Source organism: Glaciecola sp. G7-5, from assembly GCF_055808975.1.
The window spans coordinates 338,500-354,162 of sequence record NZ_CM147892.1 but is presented as its reverse complement, the minus strand read 5'-3'; the positions used below and the strand labels follow the sequence as shown (position 1 = coordinate 354,162).

General features: G+C 41.6%; 15 protein-coding genes and 1 pseudogene. 8 read left to right on the top strand and 8 right to left on the bottom strand.

Annotated elements, in window-relative coordinates:
- The first annotated feature begins 149 nt into the window (after positions 1 to 149).
- The 4 genes from fadD to AC0L6H_RS01470 all read left to right on the top strand — a co-directional run bounded on the left by fadD (position 150) and on the right by AC0L6H_RS01470 (position 5,085).
- A complete protein-coding gene (gene fadD, locus AC0L6H_RS01485) occupies positions 150 to 1,802 on the top strand; it encodes a long-chain-fatty-acid--CoA ligase FadD (RefSeq protein ID WP_473392137.1) in 1,653 nt (550 codons plus the stop codon).
- Positions 1,803 to 1,893: 91 nt separating this feature from the next.
- Positions 1,894 to 3,342, top strand: coding sequence for a WS/DGAT/MGAT family O-acyltransferase (locus AC0L6H_RS01480; protein WP_473392136.1), 1,449 nt, complete (start codon positions 1,894 to 1,896; stop codon positions 3,340 to 3,342).
- 20 nt (positions 3,343 to 3,362) lie between these two features.
- Positions 3,363 to 4,136 (top strand): esterase/lipase family protein, encoded by a 774-nt coding sequence (locus tag AC0L6H_RS01475; RefSeq protein WP_473392135.1) that lies wholly within the window; start codon positions 3,363 to 3,365, stop codon positions 4,134 to 4,136.
- A 40-nt stretch (positions 4,137 to 4,176) separates the two neighbouring features.
- Positions 4,177 to 5,085, top strand: a complete 909-nt coding sequence (locus tag AC0L6H_RS01470) for an alpha/beta fold hydrolase (protein WP_473392133.1) — start codon at positions 4,177 to 4,179, stop codon at positions 5,083 to 5,085.
- A 16-nt stretch (positions 5,086 to 5,101) separates the two neighbouring features.
- Here AC0L6H_RS01470 and AC0L6H_RS01465 read toward each other — a convergent pair whose 3' ends face one another.
- From AC0L6H_RS01465 to AC0L6H_RS01455, 3 genes are all read right to left on the bottom strand, one after another.
- On the bottom strand, positions 5,102 to 5,890 hold the full coding sequence (locus AC0L6H_RS01465; RefSeq protein WP_473392132.1) for an SDR family NAD(P)-dependent oxidoreductase: 789 nt from the start codon (positions 5,888 to 5,890) through the stop codon (positions 5,102 to 5,104).
- Positions 5,891 to 6,149: 259 nt separating this feature from the next.
- Positions 6,150 to 6,710, bottom strand: a complete 561-nt coding sequence (locus AC0L6H_RS01460) for a hypothetical protein (RefSeq protein ID WP_473392130.1) — start codon at positions 6,708 to 6,710, stop codon at positions 6,150 to 6,152.
- 72 nt (positions 6,711 to 6,782) lie between these two features.
- Positions 6,783 to 7,130, bottom strand: a complete 348-nt coding sequence (locus AC0L6H_RS01455; RefSeq protein WP_473392129.1) for a phasin family protein — start codon at positions 7,128 to 7,130, stop codon at positions 6,783 to 6,785.
- Between the two features lie 232 nt (positions 7,131 to 7,362).
- Here AC0L6H_RS01455 and AC0L6H_RS01450 point away from each other — a divergent pair, with 232 nt between their 5' ends.
- Together AC0L6H_RS01450 and AC0L6H_RS01445 are read left to right on the top strand one after the other, a co-directional pair.
- Positions 7,363 to 7,980, top strand: coding sequence for a TetR/AcrR family transcriptional regulator (locus AC0L6H_RS01450; RefSeq protein ID WP_473392127.1), 618 nt, complete (start codon positions 7,363 to 7,365; stop codon positions 7,978 to 7,980).
- 96 nt (positions 7,981 to 8,076) lie between these two features.
- Positions 8,077 to 9,429, top strand: a complete 1,353-nt coding sequence (locus AC0L6H_RS01445) for a hypothetical protein (protein WP_473392126.1) — start codon at positions 8,077 to 8,079, stop codon at positions 9,427 to 9,429.
- A 196-nt stretch (positions 9,430 to 9,625) separates the two neighbouring features.
- On the opposite strand, the gene AC0L6H_RS01440 is transcribed toward AC0L6H_RS01445, so the two are convergent.
- Entirely contained in the window at positions 9,626 to 10,267 is a 642-nt protein-coding gene (locus AC0L6H_RS01440) for a YiaD family glycine zipper/OmpA-like lipoprotein (protein WP_473392124.1), read from the bottom strand.
- A gap of 320 nt (positions 10,268 to 10,587) precedes the next feature.
- On the opposite strand from AC0L6H_RS01440, the pseudogene AC0L6H_RS01435 reads away from it, so the two are divergent.
- Positions 10,588 to 11,342 (top strand): annotated as a pseudogene (locus AC0L6H_RS01435) (alternative oxidase).
- A 55-nt stretch (positions 11,343 to 11,397) separates the two neighbouring features.
- Here the strand turns inward: AC0L6H_RS01435 and AC0L6H_RS01430 are convergent.
- Complete coding sequence (locus AC0L6H_RS01430) at positions 11,398 to 11,826, bottom strand: OsmC family protein (RefSeq protein WP_473392123.1); 429 nt, start codon at positions 11,824 to 11,826, stop codon at positions 11,398 to 11,400.
- A 374-nt stretch (positions 11,827 to 12,200) separates the two neighbouring features.
- Here AC0L6H_RS01430 and AC0L6H_RS01425 point away from each other — a divergent pair, with 374 nt between their 5' ends.
- Entirely contained in the window at positions 12,201 to 12,917 is a 717-nt protein-coding gene (locus tag AC0L6H_RS01425) for a transposase (RefSeq protein ID WP_473392122.1), read from the top strand.
- Between the two features lie 58 nt (positions 12,918 to 12,975).
- Here AC0L6H_RS01425 and AC0L6H_RS01420 read toward each other — a convergent pair whose 3' ends face one another.
- The 3 genes from AC0L6H_RS01420 to AC0L6H_RS01410 form a co-directional block, all read right to left on the bottom strand.
- Positions 12,976 to 13,680, bottom strand: a complete 705-nt coding sequence (locus tag AC0L6H_RS01420) for a hypothetical protein (RefSeq protein ID WP_473392120.1) — start codon at positions 13,678 to 13,680, stop codon at positions 12,976 to 12,978.
- Between the two features lie 212 nt (positions 13,681 to 13,892).
- Positions 13,893 to 14,597 (bottom strand): GGDEF domain-containing protein, encoded by a 705-nt coding sequence (locus AC0L6H_RS01415; RefSeq protein WP_473392119.1) that lies wholly within the window; start codon positions 14,595 to 14,597, stop codon positions 13,893 to 13,895.
- Between the two features lie 173 nt (positions 14,598 to 14,770).
- Positions 14,771 to 15,550 carry a hypothetical protein gene (locus tag AC0L6H_RS01410; protein ID WP_473392118.1) on the bottom strand — a complete coding sequence of 260 codons (780 nt, stop codon included), beginning with the start codon at positions 15,548 to 15,550 and terminating at the stop codon, positions 14,771 to 14,773.
- Between the last annotated feature and the right edge of the window lie 113 nt (positions 15,551 to 15,663).

Below are 15,663 nucleotides of genomic sequence, written 5' to 3'. Positions count from 1 at the left end.
TGACTATCATTCTTTTGAATGTTAATGAAATGTTGGTATAAATATGTCCTCTTTTTAGGTAGACTGAAAATAGCTTAAAAATAATTATAAAACGTCTGCTTAATTCGCTACATCCAAGCTAATACTATAGCTGGCGGCCTGGAGGCATTGTGGAAAAAATCTGGTTAAAGAATTACGACGCGCGCGTACCTGCCGAAATCAACCCTGACCGGTACTCTTCTATCGTTGATATTTTCGAACAAGCTATTGAAAAATATGCAGATAATGTTAGTTACATCAACATGGGTAAAAGCATTACTTTTGCTGAACTAAACAGCTTATCAAGAGACTTTGCCGCCTACTTACAACATTCTGGTTTGAAGAAAGGGGATGCGGTGGCGATAATGATGCCCAACCTCATTCAATATCCTGTTGCACTTTTCGGTATTCTGCGTGCAGGACTGACGGTTGTGAATGTTAATCCTTTATACACACCACGAGAGTTACAGCACCAACTAAGCGATGCTAACGCCAAAGCAATTATTATTGTTGAAAATTTTGCTTGCACCTTAAGCGAGGTTATAGACAAAACCAATGTTGAAATGGTTTTGCTCACTTCTTTAGGCGATATGTTGTCTCCGTTTAAGAAAGTGCTGGCTAATTTCGCCGTTAAATACATCAAAAAAATGGTCCCAGCTTTTAATTTGCCTAATGCCGAGCGCTTTTTAGATGCGCTTAAACAAGGCAAAGACTTAAACTACGAGCGCCCCGATATTAGTGGCGAAGACTTAGCGTTTTTACAATATACAGGCGGCACGACGGGGCCGTCGAAAGGGGCAATGTTAACGCATAGAAATATTGTCGCAAACCTTGAACAAACCTCCAATATCTTGGAAAGTGTGATTGAGCCTGGCAAAGAACTTGTTGTCACAGCTTTACCGCTGTACCACATTTTTGCATTGCAGGGGAATTGCTTGACCTTCGTAAAGTATGGCTGTCCCAATTTACTCATTACTAACCCTCGCGATATGCCCGGCTTTGTCGCCGAACTATCCAAATACCCCTTTACTGTAATAACGGGGGTAAATACCTTATTTAACGGCTTACTCAACACGCCTGGTTTTGCGGATTTAGATTTTAGCCGATTGAAATTTGCGCTGGGCGGCGGCGCTGCTGTGCAAAAGCCGGTGGCCGAGCGCTGGCAAGAAACGACAGGTTTGGTGTTATTAGAAGGATATGGCTTAACAGAATGTTGCCCAACGGTTACCGTAAATCCTCCGCAGCTAGAACGTTATAAAGGGTCAATTGGTATGCCTGTACCTTCTACCGACATTAAACTTGTAGATGAGCAAGGCAATGAGGTCGCACTGGGAGAAGCGGGTGAAATGCTCGTAAAAGGACCACAAGTCATGAAAGGATACCTTAATCGTCAAGATGCCACCGATGAGATGCTTGTGGATGGCTGGCTTGCCACCGGTGATATTGCAACTTGCGACGAAGATGGCTATTTCTATATCGTTGACCGTAAAAAAGACATGATACTAGTCTCGGGCTTTAACGTTTTCCCCAATGAAATAGAAGAAGTCGCGGCTATGCATGAGCATGTGTTAGAAGCCGCTGCGATTGGTGTGCCTCACGAAGTATCTGGTGAAATTGTAAAATTAGTCGTGGTACGAAGACATGAAAATTTATCTGAGAAAGAAGTCATTGAACATTGTCGTATTCATTTAACGGCTTACAAAGTACCCAAAAAAGTAGAGTTTATAGAAGAGTTACCTAAGAGCAATGTTGGTAAAATATTGCGCAGGGAATTAAGAGAATAGGTGTGGTATCTAATTTGCCGGATTTGTTTTAGTCTCCTTAAATAGCAAGTTATATAGCACTTGTTAATCTACCCACAGCAAAGGAAGAAAGATGGAAGAGTTATCAGGATTAGATGCCTCCTTTTTGTATCTCGAGACGTCAAAAGTACCTATGCATATTGGAGGCGTAGCAATTATTGAAGGCTCTTTGGCCTTTGATACCTTTCGCCAATTTATGCAAGAGCGTCTGCACACGGTAGATAAACTAACACAAAAATTAGTTACCGTGCCCATGAGCCTCGATAGACCTTATTGGGTGGAAGATCCAGATTTTGATCTAAACCAGCATTTACATCGCACCGCCTTGCCTCGACCTGGTGGTTGGAAAGAGTTACGCTACTTGGCTAGTCGCATATTTTCTAAGCAATTAGATCGTGAACGTCCCCTGTGGGAATTTGTCTTTGTTGAAGGCTTAGACGCCATTGCGCAAGTGCCAAAAGGCTCTGTAGCATTGATCAGCAAAGTGCATCACGCTGGGTTTGACGGTAAATCGGGCGCAGATTTAATGAGCATGTTGTATGACGTTTCGCCCATTCCGCGCAAGGTGCCTGCAGCAAAACCGAAACAGATTGACGACATTCCAGGTTCTGCAGGATTAATGGCTAAAAGCGCGTACAACTTTATAACGCGCCCAGGCAAGTTACCCGGCTTACTTTGGGACACCGGCAAGTCGACTTTAAAAGCTGGCTTTTTAACCCGCAGCCCTGGCATGACCTTACCTACTTTACCACTGCGCGCTCCTAAAACACGTTTTAACGACACTGTTGAAACAGCAAGAGTGTGGAATTCTGCAATTTTAGACATAACACGGGTTAAAGCGCTCAGGAAGGTGGTTGAAGGGGCAACCTTGAATGACGTTATATTGGCTATTTGTGCAGGCGCATTGAGACGATATTTGCTGGAAAAAAACGAGTTACCTGATAAGCCGTTAGTCGCTATGGTGCCAGTATCTACGCGTACAAATGATGAAAAAAACGCAATGGGTAATCAAGTCTCAGCGATGTATGTGCAGTTGGCCACAGATGAAGGCGACCCAATAAAAAGACTACAAAAAATTCACCTAAACACAGTAGTAGGTAAACTCTATCAAGACGCTATAGATGCTAAAAGTCTGATGGGTTACGCTGAGTTAATTCCCTTTGGCTTGGCCGGCGTCGCTGCACGCTTTTATTCGAGCGCGGCGATCGCAAAAAGGCACAATCCTTTCTTTAATGTGGTCATTACCAATGTACCAGGCCCGCAAATTCCACTCTATTTGGCGGGTCATAAATTGATTGTAAACATGGGCACTGCCCCCATCTTTGATGGTATGGGGCTTATCATGCCAATTTGTAGCTACAATGGGACTATTTCAATAAGCCCAACAAGTGCCATGAACCTTATGCCTGACTTAGATGACTTTACGCGTTATATACGCCAAAGCGCTAACGAATTAGAAGATGCTGCGAAGAAAAAAATGAACGAAAGCGACATCCTCAAAAACTTTATAGAGCAAGATTAGCTTGCCGTTAAGGAAATATAATGAGTAAACATACCTCAATTTTAGACTTACCCAAGCCTGCGTTATTGCATATGATGGCTGAAGGCCGGGGTGTTTTAGAACTAGGTTTGACCGGCATGCTGCTGCCTTTTTTGTCTCGTGCGCCAAAAGGCGATAAGCATCCTGTGATGGTATTGCCAGGCTTTTTAGCGAGCGATGTTAGCACCAAACCTATCCGTTCATTTTTAAAGTTTAAAGGCTATAAAACTTATGGTTGGGGACTTGGTCGTAACATGGGCACACAAATTGTGGGCGGCAATAGCGTATTGAGTGATGAACTGCTAGATCGTGTTGTGGCCTTGTCGCTCAAGCATGAGAAAAAAGTGAGTCTGGTTGGATGGAGTTTAGGCGGAATTTTGGCAAGAGAGATTGCCAGATTGTTACCTGATCATGTTAGACAAGTAATTACCCTTGGCAGCCCCTTTAATGGGCCAGGTGGTTCAGCCCCAATGGTTGCTAAATTGTTTAATTTCATTAACGGCGATATAGTAACGACAAACCCGCAGGTCTTAGTCGATATGTTAACACCGCCTCCGGTTCCGTCATCGGCTATATACTCTAAGAGCGATGGGGTTGCTCATTGGAAAGCGTGCACAAATAGACAAATTGACTTAGGTCACCAAGCTGAAAATATCGAAGTAAAAGGGAGCCATTTAGGACTTGGGCACAATCATGAAGTTATATGGATAGTGGCAAACCGTTTGGCTCAAAATGAAGGTGAGTGGCAGCCCTATTTAAAAAATAGCGCGGCGTAAACAAAGTGACCAAAAAGCAACAATTGAGAGCATAATAATAGTGATAAGCGGTAGAGAACACCACGAAGAAAAACAGATTCAGGCCAACGGCCTAAAAATTACTTTTGATAGTTTTGGCGATATCAATAATCCTCCACTCATTTTAATTATGGGATTGGCCACCCAAATGATTCATTGGCATGACGAATTTTGTCAGTTATTGGCGGGGAAAGGTTTTTGGGTAATTCGCTTCGATAACCGGGATGTTGGTAAAACGACTTGGCTGACAAACTCACCCGTGCCAAGTATGTGGGATTTTATCGGCAATACCTTCTTTCATAAAAAAGTGAACGCACCTTATTTACTTGATGATATGGCTAACGACACCTTAGCCTTAATGGATGAGCTACACATAAGCAAAGCGCATATTGTTGGTGCGTCCATGGGAGGAATGATTGCGCAGTGTATGGCAATAAAAGCGCCTGAGAGAGTCCTAAGTTTGACATCGATTATGTCGACAACCGGGGACCGTTCTTTACCTAAACCTAGCGCTACTACAAGTGCAAAGTTACTAAAACCAATGTCGAGCGAGCTTGAAAAATTTGTACAGCAAAGTATAGATGTTTGGTCGGTATTGCAGGGGGATCATTACGCTTTCGATAAAGAGCGTGTTGAGCAAGTTGTGCGGGAGTCGCGAGAGCGTGGCTTTAATCCTGACGGTGTTGTGCGCCAACTTAGCGCTATTCTGGATTCTGAAGATCGCACCGAAGCTTTAAAGCAATTGAATATACCAAGTTTAGTTATTCATGGTGACGCTGACCCATTAGTGCCGGTACAATGCGGAATTGCTACGGCAGAAGCGATACCTAATGCGACATTGAAAATCCTTAAAGGAATGGGCCATACATTACCAACGCAACTGTGGCCACAGATTGTAGATGACATAAGCGCACTAACAAAACAAAGTTGAGGGGCTTTAAAGCGGTCTATTTAAAACGCGCGAATAGGCCGTTGATACCTCTTACAAACCATCTAGGGTAGTGTGTTGCCCATTGCACCAACATTTTGTTTGCCAATTTATCTAGAAACACGACATCGCCTTTCATACTTGCCTTGTATGCTTGATTGCAAAGTTCGTCAGGATCAGCTTTTAAAAAACCGGGGATATATTTTTCAAAGCCTTCAGCATGATTTAGCATTTTTGTCTCGGTCATGCCTGGGCACACACAAGTAACGCTTACACCTGTGCCACGTAATTCTTCAGCAATACCCTCGCTAAACGAGAGCACAAAGGCTTTACTCGCACCATAGGCGGCAAAATTGGGCGTGGGCATGAAGCTAGCAATAGAACCAACGTTGATTATTTTTCCCCTACCTCGCGCTATCATTGCTTGCATGAAGTAGTGGGTCATATTGACAAGGCTTTGAATATTCAACTGTATTAAACGATTTAAGTTGTTTATATTGCATTGATGCAGCTTTTCAACCTGCATCATGCCAGCGTTATTCACGAGTATATCAACTTGAATCGCTTTTGATTGTAACTCGTTAAAAAGCGCTTTCGCTGAATCCACAGGAATGAGGTCTGCAACAATTACATGGGCTTTAATCGCATACTTTGCTTCTAACTCTTGCGCTAAGGCTTGAAGCTTGAGGGAATTTCTTGCAACAAGGACGACATCATGGCCATTTTTAGCAAAGGTTTCGGCAAAACTTCGACCAATACCTTCTGAAGCCCCTGTAATCATTGCAGTTTTATATTTTGAAGCTGTCATGTCTACATTCCCTACTATAGTAAAAATACACTAGTTTGATCACGTCATCCTTGCGCAGGCAAGGACCTCCCAAAACATCCCCTGTACTGAATAAACACAGCGGTATATTTCAAAGATTCTTGCCTACGCAAGAATGACGAGCACCTACGCAAGAAAGATGAGCACTTACGCAAGAATGACGAGCACCTACGCAAGATTGACGAACACTTACGCAAGAATGACGTGAGCTTGCGCGTCAGCAAAGTCCTAGCTAAACGTCTTACTCAGCTTTAGCTGTCGTATCAGCTGCAGCTTTAGTCTCTACTGGCGTCGTCGTCTTAGCTTCTTCAGTAGTGGTTTTCGCTTCAACTTTCGGCGCAGCTTTAGCCTTTGTTGCTGTTGTCGCTGCTGGTGCAGTTTTAGCTGCTGCTTTTGGTGCAGCTTTGCTTGCCGTTCTTGTTGTCGCTTTTGGTTTAGCTTTAGCTGCTGCTTTTGGCTTGGCAGCCTTCGCTTCTTCAGCTTTACGCTTTTCGATTAAAGTCACAACTGCGGTGGTCAGTGCATCAACTTTCGCGTTTAATTCTGCAAGTTTTTCTTCTTGCGACTTTTCTGAACCCAAACCAAACAGGCTTTTGCCTTTAGCTTGCAATTCGTCTCTTTTATGGTTGATCTTACTTTGAATTTCTTCGCCGCGGCTAATCAAGTCATTGTAAAGACTGTTTGATTTTTCTTGGGCAGCATCAATAGATTTCGATAGCGCTTCTTTACTGCTATCGAACGAGCCTAGACCTGCTAACCATGTGTTTTTTGCTAAATTCTCTAAGGTATCTTTAGTAGACATTTTTGTCTCTCCTGTAATATTAAATTATGTTTCTTGGTGCTGCCTATCATAGAGGCGTCAAGAATAAAATGATTAAACCAGCTTGCTCACAGCAATTGTTAATGCGTCAACTTTTTGCGATAGTTCATCGATTTTCGTGTCTGTATCTTCGCTATCAAGGCCTAGCTTTTTGCGTACTTCTTCTACGCGTTGCTCAACGGCCGTTTTCTCTTTAATTTTTTGTTTGGTGCCTGCTTCGAGTTTGGCGCCTTTAGTCACTAATTCTTCAAACAAGCGCGTTGTCTCGGTATTTAGCTTTTCGTACTGGGTTTGAATTTCTTCAAAGCTTTTGCCATAGGCACCAAGTCCAGCTAACCAAATTTTGCGAGCGACTTCTTCAGCCGTGTCTATCGTGTTGCTTACTCTATCTACATTAGCCATTTGTTTGCTCCAATTAGGGTAAATAAATTTGTGAATATCTCTTTGATGATGCGAATATAGACAATTGAATTAGAAAGCGCATACTAAAACGCGATAAAAGTCATTTATTTTAGATTTATAAGTAGTCACGCAGGATTGCGTGCTAAGAAATATCTGAATACACAGAGCCGAGCCGGGCAATGACGAACTTTCTTCGTTAAGCCAGATATTAGATAAATTGGAGCCTTTTCGCTTGAAGACCGCAGACAAGATTTTATTAATCAGCCTCGACTTGTTTAATAGCCAGGGTGAACGCAATATAACGAGTGTAGACATCGCCAATGAGCTAGATATTAGCCCCGGTAACCTCTATTACCATTACAAAGGCAAAGATGACATCATCAACGCCTTAGTTGACCGTTATGCAGCCAAAATAAACGAAATCGCGCAATCAACAAGCGACAACATGGCTTTCTATCGCTACCTTTTTCACTGTCTTGAAACCATGCATTTGTTTCGCTTTCTTTTTCAAAACATAGCTGAAATTTCAGCACACTATCCCGCAATTAATAGCAAATTACAGCGCTTGGCAAGGTTTCAAAGACAGTATTTGAGCAAGTCACTTAAAGAGCAACAGCGAAGCGGGACACTCAACGGCAAAGCTGAAGACCTTGACTTGCTGGTCGACATTATTAGTTTGACCTTATTTCAGAGTTTGAATTATTACCAGATGCAAGGGGAATCACTTAATAATCCAGATATCGTGTATCGGACCTTAATGACCATTTATTTCAGCCTACAGCCTTATTATCAAAATCCAAGCGAAGCAGCCAGCATAAAAGAAGCGATTCTAAAGAAGACCTTAGCGTGATTCGAAACCTAAAGATGTATTTGTACTCAACTTGTCTTTATCCAATTTAGGTGGCATTCTGAATGTGGTTAAATAGTAGACAAGGAGGCACGTGCTATGCGTCGTTATATTTTTATTAATTCAATTCTCACATCCATCTCGTTCTTATTACTATGCACATTTTCAAATGTTGCATTTTCTCAACAAATGGACGCCAAACTGAATATGGCAAAGCGCTCGCTTACAAGTATAGAGGCGAAATTAAATAATCTTAAAGTGGGTGACGTAGGCCAATATAATCGCTTGAGTAAAGAACTAACTAAAGCCGCAGACTTAATCAAGCAAAGTACATCTCAAAGCCATCCTGACTATATCAAAAGCGTGCAGTTGTGGACGGCCTTACAACAACGAATGGCGAATACAGCGCAGCAGTGGCAAAGTGCTACTGCGTCAAATTCAAATAACCAAGCTCAGGATGCAGACCAGTTACAAACGGCAACAGCGAAAAGTACAAAATCTCAAGCTTCCTTGGATCCGGATGCTATTTTGGCAAAGTATCAAAAACAAAACCGGCCTCGTTTGGGACAGTACCCAACCCCTTCTGAAGTTGGTGAATGGGCGCAAAAAATGTTAGCGCTGCAAAGTACTGAGTTGCAAAAAGACCTACAGGAATTACAGCAGCCTGAAATGAATTCAAATGATGCAAGTCGCGTTATTCGGTGGATAAGCGGTGACTTTCAAACACAAATAAAACAAGACGTGCAAGCACGCCTCAATGAATTTAACAGCATCTCTAATACCGCAAGCCAACTTTCTGAACAGATCGAAGGCATAAATGGAAATGACAAGATGCGGGCTTATAACTTTGCCAATGGAGAGAATGGGCAACGCAATACGCAAACATTGCAAAATGGCTTGATTGCTCTAGCCAATGCCCAGGCTATTGAGGAGGTATTTCCCAGCTTAGCTAAACCAAATCGTTTACAACAAATCTCACAACTAGCCCTTGCTCAAGGTAAGCTAGACAATTTGCGAGAAGAGTCAAAGCAGACAGCAGCAGAGCTTGCATCACTGCCTAAAAAGCTAAAGCAAAGCTCTAAAGTAGTGTTAAAAGGTATTGCGCAAGAGCTTTGGTATCGAGGAAGGGTGCTTGCCTACTTAAGTAAAAAGGGCAATGTTTATTTAAATTCGCGTGATGTTGGTGACATTACGAACAACGGTAAAATTTGGGTTGGTGGAAATGATCTTGGCTCAATTGAGGCCGACGGCAAAGTCTGGTTTAGGGGCAATCATGTAGGCACCTTAGAAGACAACGGCAAAGTGTGGCGCAATGGAACGCAGGTTGGCGTAGTCGAAAAAAACGGAACGGTTTGGATAGACGGTAATAGCAATGGCGAAATTGTACCTTTTGAAGGTGAATGGAAACGCGCCGCAGTGGTGTATTTTTTTCAGGATTTGTTTAAGACATAAAACCTTGCTCATACAACGCCTATAATTTTTTGATGAAGTGGCTCGCTCAACCTATATTGTTCCGCTATGGCCACAGCTTTGATTGGTCTTTACTGGAAACGGACATGGCTTACTCTTTCACTCGGCCATGTCAGTCACGCAGCAATTTAAAATAAATATTAATGTATGCTAGCTCAAAGCAACGAGCAGCTATGTCCTAGCTGTCGCTTACTGGAATGATTTTAAGCTCAACTCGACGGTTTTTCTGTCTTGAATTAGCATTATCATTACTAACAATAGGAGCGGACTCACCCATACCTAGCGTTCTAAGACGCTCTTGGCTTATATTTCTTTGCTCTAAATACGCCGCTACACTATTTGCTCGTTCAATTGATAGCTTTTGATTGTATTCACTTGAGCCAGTTGAATCTGTGTGGCCTTCTATGCTCAATCGCGTTTTCTCATATTCTTCTAGGATACTTGCGACACCATTTAATACAGGATAAAAGTCTGCGTCTACCGCTGCGCTGTCTGTACCAAAGGTAAGTTCACCGGGCATTACGAGTTTGAGCTGGTCGCCTTCTCGGACAAGCTCAACACCGGTGCCTGCAAGTTCTTCTGCAAGCGCCTCTTCTTGTTTATCCATGTAAGAACCAATCGCACTGCCAGCAATAGCGCCAAGCGCCGCGCCCCAAACATATCGGCTTTTATCATTGTCTCCTGTTGCTTTACCCGCTACAGCACCAATTATTGCACCTAATCCAGCACCTTTTTGGGTATTGCTGCTATTAGCACAGGCCGTAATGACAATTGAAGAAACCGCAATCACAATTAACTTTTTGCTTTTAGTTAAGCTCATATAAACTCCATTATTAGTATATGTGCACAATAGGTAGCAAATCATGTTCCAGTTTTACAATAGGAGCTTTGTTAATAAAGCGCAATAGTATCAATGGCTTAAAGGTTTAATTTTTTCTTGAAGGATTTTTAAAGCGGTATCAAAGTAAAAATTTCATATGGAGGTGTAAAAAACTCGCTCGTAATAGGTAGTGCTGGCAATATCAGTTTTACCTCGGTTTGTTTTTCTTTGGCAAGAGTGACAAGCCTTCGAGCTGGCATTTTCTGTGCATACATAGTTTACAAAAGCGCTTATGTTTACTGTTCAGAAAAAGGAAAAATATGAAGTTGGAACAACATGATGACAATGCATCCACACAAGATGAGCAAGATACAAAACACGCTGAAGATGTCTATGCTCACCATGAACCACAAACGTTTGGCGAACGAGTCGCGTTTAGTTTTGTGAAGTTTCTACGCGTCTTTGCAGATGCGTTTTTTGCTAAACGCTATGGCCACCGCGCTGTGGTACTTGAAACTGTCGCTGCAGTTCCGGGTATGGTCGGGGGGCAATGCTTCATTTGCGTAGTCTTCGTCGCATGCAAGATGACAACGGTTGGATACATACACTTTTGGACGAAGCCGAAAATGAACGCATGCATTTGATGACCTTTATCGAAATCGCTAAACCTACAAAACTAGAGCGGTTTGTAGTGATTACAGCACAGTTTTTCTTTTATGTTTGCTATTTCTTATTGTATTTAATCTCAGCTAAAACCGCTCATCGCGTGGTTGGATACCTTGAAGAAGAAGCAGTTGTTAGCTACTCACAATACGCAAAACTAGTTGCAGATGGCACGGTCGATAACGTAGATGCGCCGCAAATTGCTATCGATTACTGGGACTTAGCAAAGGACGCGAAGTTGAGTGATGCCATTCGCGTTATAAGAGCAGATGAAATGACGCATCGCGAGGTAAACCATATGATCGCAGATAAAATCGCAGGACGTGAAGCTCAACTCTATACTTACAAAGATATGACACAAGAGTCGCTAGAAACCTTAAATAAATATTCGAAAAGAGATTTCCCAAAATAAAAGACCAGGCGTAGATGCCTGGTCTTGCGGTTACTTATAATCAACTAAAATAGTTTTAGTTTAGAGATGTGGTCATTGATATTTCTGCGTTCATTAACTTAGAGATAGGACAGTTCTTTTTTGTTTCTTCACATATTTCTTCAAACTGTTCTTTTGAAATATCAGGAATTTTCGCTTCTACGCTTAATGCGATATGACTTACTTCGAAGCCATCTTCAACTTCGTCAAGACTTACCACAGCATCTGTTTTAATGTGGTCCGCTACCAAATCTGCTTGGGTTAAACCAAGTGAAAGCGCCATACTGAAACATGCACTGTGAGCAGCCCCTATAAGTTCTTCAGGGTTAGTACCTGCTTTGCCTTCAAAACGGGTATTAAAGCCAAAAGGCTGTTCCTGCAGGGCGCCGCTTTTTGTGCTGATAGCCCCTTTACCAGTTTTGATATCGCCCGACCAGGTTGAGTGTGCAGAATTCTTAATAGTCATTGTGTTCTCCTTTTTTATAAACGGTCGCAAATCGAGGAATAAATATCTTATTGTTACTCAAGCATAGCGTGTAAAAATTGCTTTTGCTTTGTAACTATTTCACCGATTTTGACCTTGGTAAGTATTTTTTGCATCTGTTGCCAGGTAGGTTGCAAGAATAGAGCCGAGATCAAAGGGTAGATCAAAGGGTCAGATCAAAGGGTCAGGTTCGTAGAAACTCTTGAATCAAGTGCATATTGGTCAATATTAAAGGTTCTACGTAGATTGTTGCTCTTTGAGTAAAAACTAATTCTGGTCAATGGTTCAGTATCCCAGCATCTATTGCCTCGAGTATGATTTTGGCTTGATATGAACACGAATTACAGGGAGGGAAATTGGCACGTCGTCCAAGGATAGTGGTTCCAAACGTACCCGTTCACGTTATTCAACGAGGAAATAATCGTCAAGCTTGTTTTTTTCAAACGGCTGATTATGCTGTGTATCTTAGTAAACTCAAGGAAGTCGCTGAAAAGTTTGAGGTTGATATTCACTGTTTTGTACTAATGACTAACCATGTTCACTTGTTGTTGCAAGCATCTGATCGCGATGGAATAAGTCAGGTTATGCAGAGCTTGGGACGATACTATGTTCGCTATATAAATACTACGTATCAGCGCAGCGGTACACTTTGGGAAGGAAGGTTTAAATCCAGTTTGGTGAACAGCGAAGAATATCTGCTGAATGTATATCAATATATCGAACTTAATCCGGTTAGAGCTAACATAGTAGCACATCCCAAAGACTACCCATGGAGCAGTTACCATGCAAATGGTGGAAATAAAGAAATCGAGTTGCTCACACCGCACTCATTATATTTGTCCCTAGGTAAAGATTCAGCCGCTCGAAAACAGGCTTATAATCTCATGCTAGGCGAGCAACTCTCGGATGACGTTGTAGATAGCATAAGAACGTCCGTCAATAAATCAAGAGTGCTAGGCAACGATAAATTTGTTCAACAAATATCGCAACAACTCAAACGATACGTCGGACACCTTGAACATGGTGGTGACCGCCGTTCAGCTGAGTTTAAAGGTTGGGATCAAAGAACCTGACCCCTTGATTTCTTGAACATGGTGGTGACCGCCGTTCAGCTGAGTTTAAAGGTTGGGATCAAAGAACCTGACCCCTTGATTTCACAAGTCCAAGTATAGCGAGTGCAAAAAGTCCAATCAAACCAGGGGCAGGTACTTTTTCCAAGGTCAAGCCAGATATATGGTAGTTACTGTCGCCCATAAGAGGGAAGCGACGAAGTAAATTTATATCTAGAACAGAATCGGTTGCCACAAAGTCTGCGCTTAATACATAACCTTGGGTTGCAGATATAATTAAGTCACCACCAAAATCTGAACCTAATAGCTCGGCATCAATTAAGCCATTTTCGACATTCACATCATAATTGCGGTTGCTCGAAAATCCTTCTGAAAACAACAACTGTAAACGATAACTAGTGCCAGTAATAACAGCTAAATCAATTTGTCCAACCGCGTCTTGGTCTGCCCAGATTAAGGTTCTTAGGACATTTTCTAAGGCATTATTGTTGGCGTCGTTACCAAGGTTACTACCGCCTCCCCAAGTGTAGGTTCTATTTAAGCCTGATATATTTGCTCCACTTGGCGCATTTACACCATTGGCACCTACATTTTGAAAAGTGGCATCACCAACAACTTGAGTACCACCGCCATGGAAGTTTAGTGCGTAAGCAAAGTCACCTTCAAAATCAAGCTCACTACTGCTCGTAAAGGTGATTAAATTTGCTTGAGCGAATGTAGAAGAAAAAACTAAACATAAGCATATATATTTTATGTATTTTGTCATTGGATGGCCTTATATATTTGAATACGGTAACCCTGAAGGGTTTAAATACTGTTCTGTCGGAACTTGCTATTCTCGACATTTCTAACAATTCTAATCCTTAGCTCAGCACTTTCTATGCCAAACATTTAATTGTTATACATTATAGGCACTTACAATTATAGCTAATTAAATAGCAAGGCGAGTTGGGGAGAAATGTAAAAACACCTGACAATTCATTGCGAGAGCATGTAATCGGCGAAACTAATCTTGTTTCTACCTAAATTTTTAGACTGGTATAATGCCTTATCAGCTTGATTGATTGCTTCTCGCGCGCTTGGATAACTGGCTACATGTACCACGCCAATACTTGCTGTGAATTGGATTTCTTTTCCATCAATGTCAATTTTGATTGCGCTAATGTTGTGCTTCATGCGCTCGACGATTGCTAACGCGGCCACATTGTCATAACACTTCAATACCAATAAAAATTCTTCGCCGCCATATCTGTAGAATTCATCGTCGGGGCGCAAGACTTCCTGGACTGAGTCAACCATTGTTTTAAGACATAAATCACCGTTGAGATGTCCATAGGTGTCATTAATGTTCTTAAAGTGATTAATGTCTAACATAACAAAATAGTAGTTCGTTTCACCATTTCTTATTAACACTTCTAGTACTTCTAAATCTTCGTTCATTGCGCGTCTATTTTTTATGCCTGTGAGGCGATCAACTAAGGCATTATTAAGTGCGATATCTCTTTGTTGTTTAAACGACAAGGCTTTGCGCGTCAAGGTCGCCAAAAAGAAGAGTGCAACCAAGACAAAACTTAGCGCCCAATGCATATATTCGAAATTGTTTTCAGGCATCAATCCCAGTGCCACTAGGGATTGATAAACCGATACTGGTATTAAGAACGACAAGCCAGCGAGTGCATGCACCGCATAATAACTTTTATTATAGGCAGCGACGCAACAAGTGCATAATAGTTGAATGATTGCGAGCAAATATAGAAGGTTACTGTATAGCAAGTACTCACGGTTAAGTTCGACCCCGAGTATTCTAGCGAGTAAATATAAAGAAAGGATAACAACAATTAGTTTTCTACTTTTCTCTAATTTCGATGCGTGAATTTTACTCTGAGACAATGCAGGAAAAAAATAAGTGCCGAAATCAATAAAACGAGAATGGAAATACCCGAGATATTAGCGCCGTAAAAGCCTAAAACTCCCCCCAATACAGTGTCGAAAATACTGCCTATGCGTACTTCAATAAATAAAAAGGCTGATGCAACAAAAATAGAAAACCAAGCATATAAGGTATCTTTTAAGGTGAGAAACAGCATTGCTCCTAGCAAGAAACCAACGAAAATGATGCCTCGCCCCATGTCTAATATTGTCGATATATTGCTTTCATAATTAATTAGCGCTATTTGAGAAGATACTTTTAAAAACGCTGAAATACTGCCAACCTTATTTTGAATATAAACATCGTCCCCCGCGAGGGCTTCTTCACTTAAAGGCAGAGTAATATATTTATTGAGTGCAGGAGTATCTGGTTGTGTGAAGATACTTACTTTTTGAGGCTCATATTCAGGAGGCAAATAAACTACCGCATCCCACACTGAACGCCGATAAAAAGAAAGCATCATTTTACTATCTTGCAGAGAACTAGGAGAGGGGTTTATATTTATTTTGACCCAGGTATTTCGGCGAATCGACTTGTTATTATCAAGCGGTTGCCAATGATTGTTTTTAACATTATCAAATGATTCAGTGGAGGCTTGAGACACGAGCGTAATAGGTAAACCTAAATCACTCGCTGGTTGATTAATTTGATAAAAGAACACAAGAAAGTAAATTATAATTATTATAAGCAGTTGCAGTTTCTTCATGCGTGGCTTTATCAATTGTTGTATTGCCTAATTATACACATTCTACATAGTGAGTCTGTGTTTTAGGCACCAATTTACGTATGAGGATCCACAATAATATGCATTGAAGTGCT

Excerpts from the sequence above, each read along its gene's own strand:
- AC0L6H_RS01480 (WP_473392136.1), top strand. The coding sequence starts at position 1,894 with ATGGAAGAGTTATCAGGATTAGATGCCTCCTTTTTGTATCTCGAGACG.
- AC0L6H_RS01475 (WP_473392135.1), top strand. The coding sequence starts at position 3,363 with ATGAGTAAACATACCTCAATTTTAGACTTACCCAAGCCTGCGTTATTG.
- AC0L6H_RS01465 (WP_473392132.1), bottom strand. The coding sequence starts at position 5,890 with ATGACAGCTTCAAAATATAAAACTGCAATGATTACAGGGGCTTCAGAA.
- AC0L6H_RS01460 (WP_473392130.1), bottom strand. The coding sequence starts at position 6,710 with ATGTCTACTAAAGATACCTTAGAGAATTTAGCAAAAAACACATGGTTA.
- AC0L6H_RS01455 (WP_473392129.1), bottom strand. The coding sequence starts at position 7,130 with ATGGCTAATGTAGATAGAGTAAGCAACACGATAGACACGGCTGAAGAA.
- AC0L6H_RS01445 (WP_473392126.1), top strand. The coding sequence starts at position 8,077 with ATGCGTCGTTATATTTTTATTAATTCAATTCTCACATCCATCTCGTTC.
- AC0L6H_RS01440 (WP_473392124.1), bottom strand. The coding sequence starts at position 10,267 with ATGAGCTTAACTAAAAGCAAAAAGTTAATTGTGATTGCGGTTTCTTCA.
- AC0L6H_RS01430 (WP_473392123.1), bottom strand. The coding sequence starts at position 11,826 with ATGACTATTAAGAATTCTGCACACTCAACCTGGTCGGGCGATATCAAA.
- AC0L6H_RS01420 (WP_473392120.1), bottom strand. The coding sequence starts at position 13,680 with ATGACAAAATACATAAAATATATATGCTTATGTTTAGTTTTTTCTTCT.
- AC0L6H_RS01410 (WP_473392118.1), bottom strand. The coding sequence starts at position 15,550 with ATGAAGAAACTGCAACTGCTTATAATAATTATAATTTACTTTCTTGTG.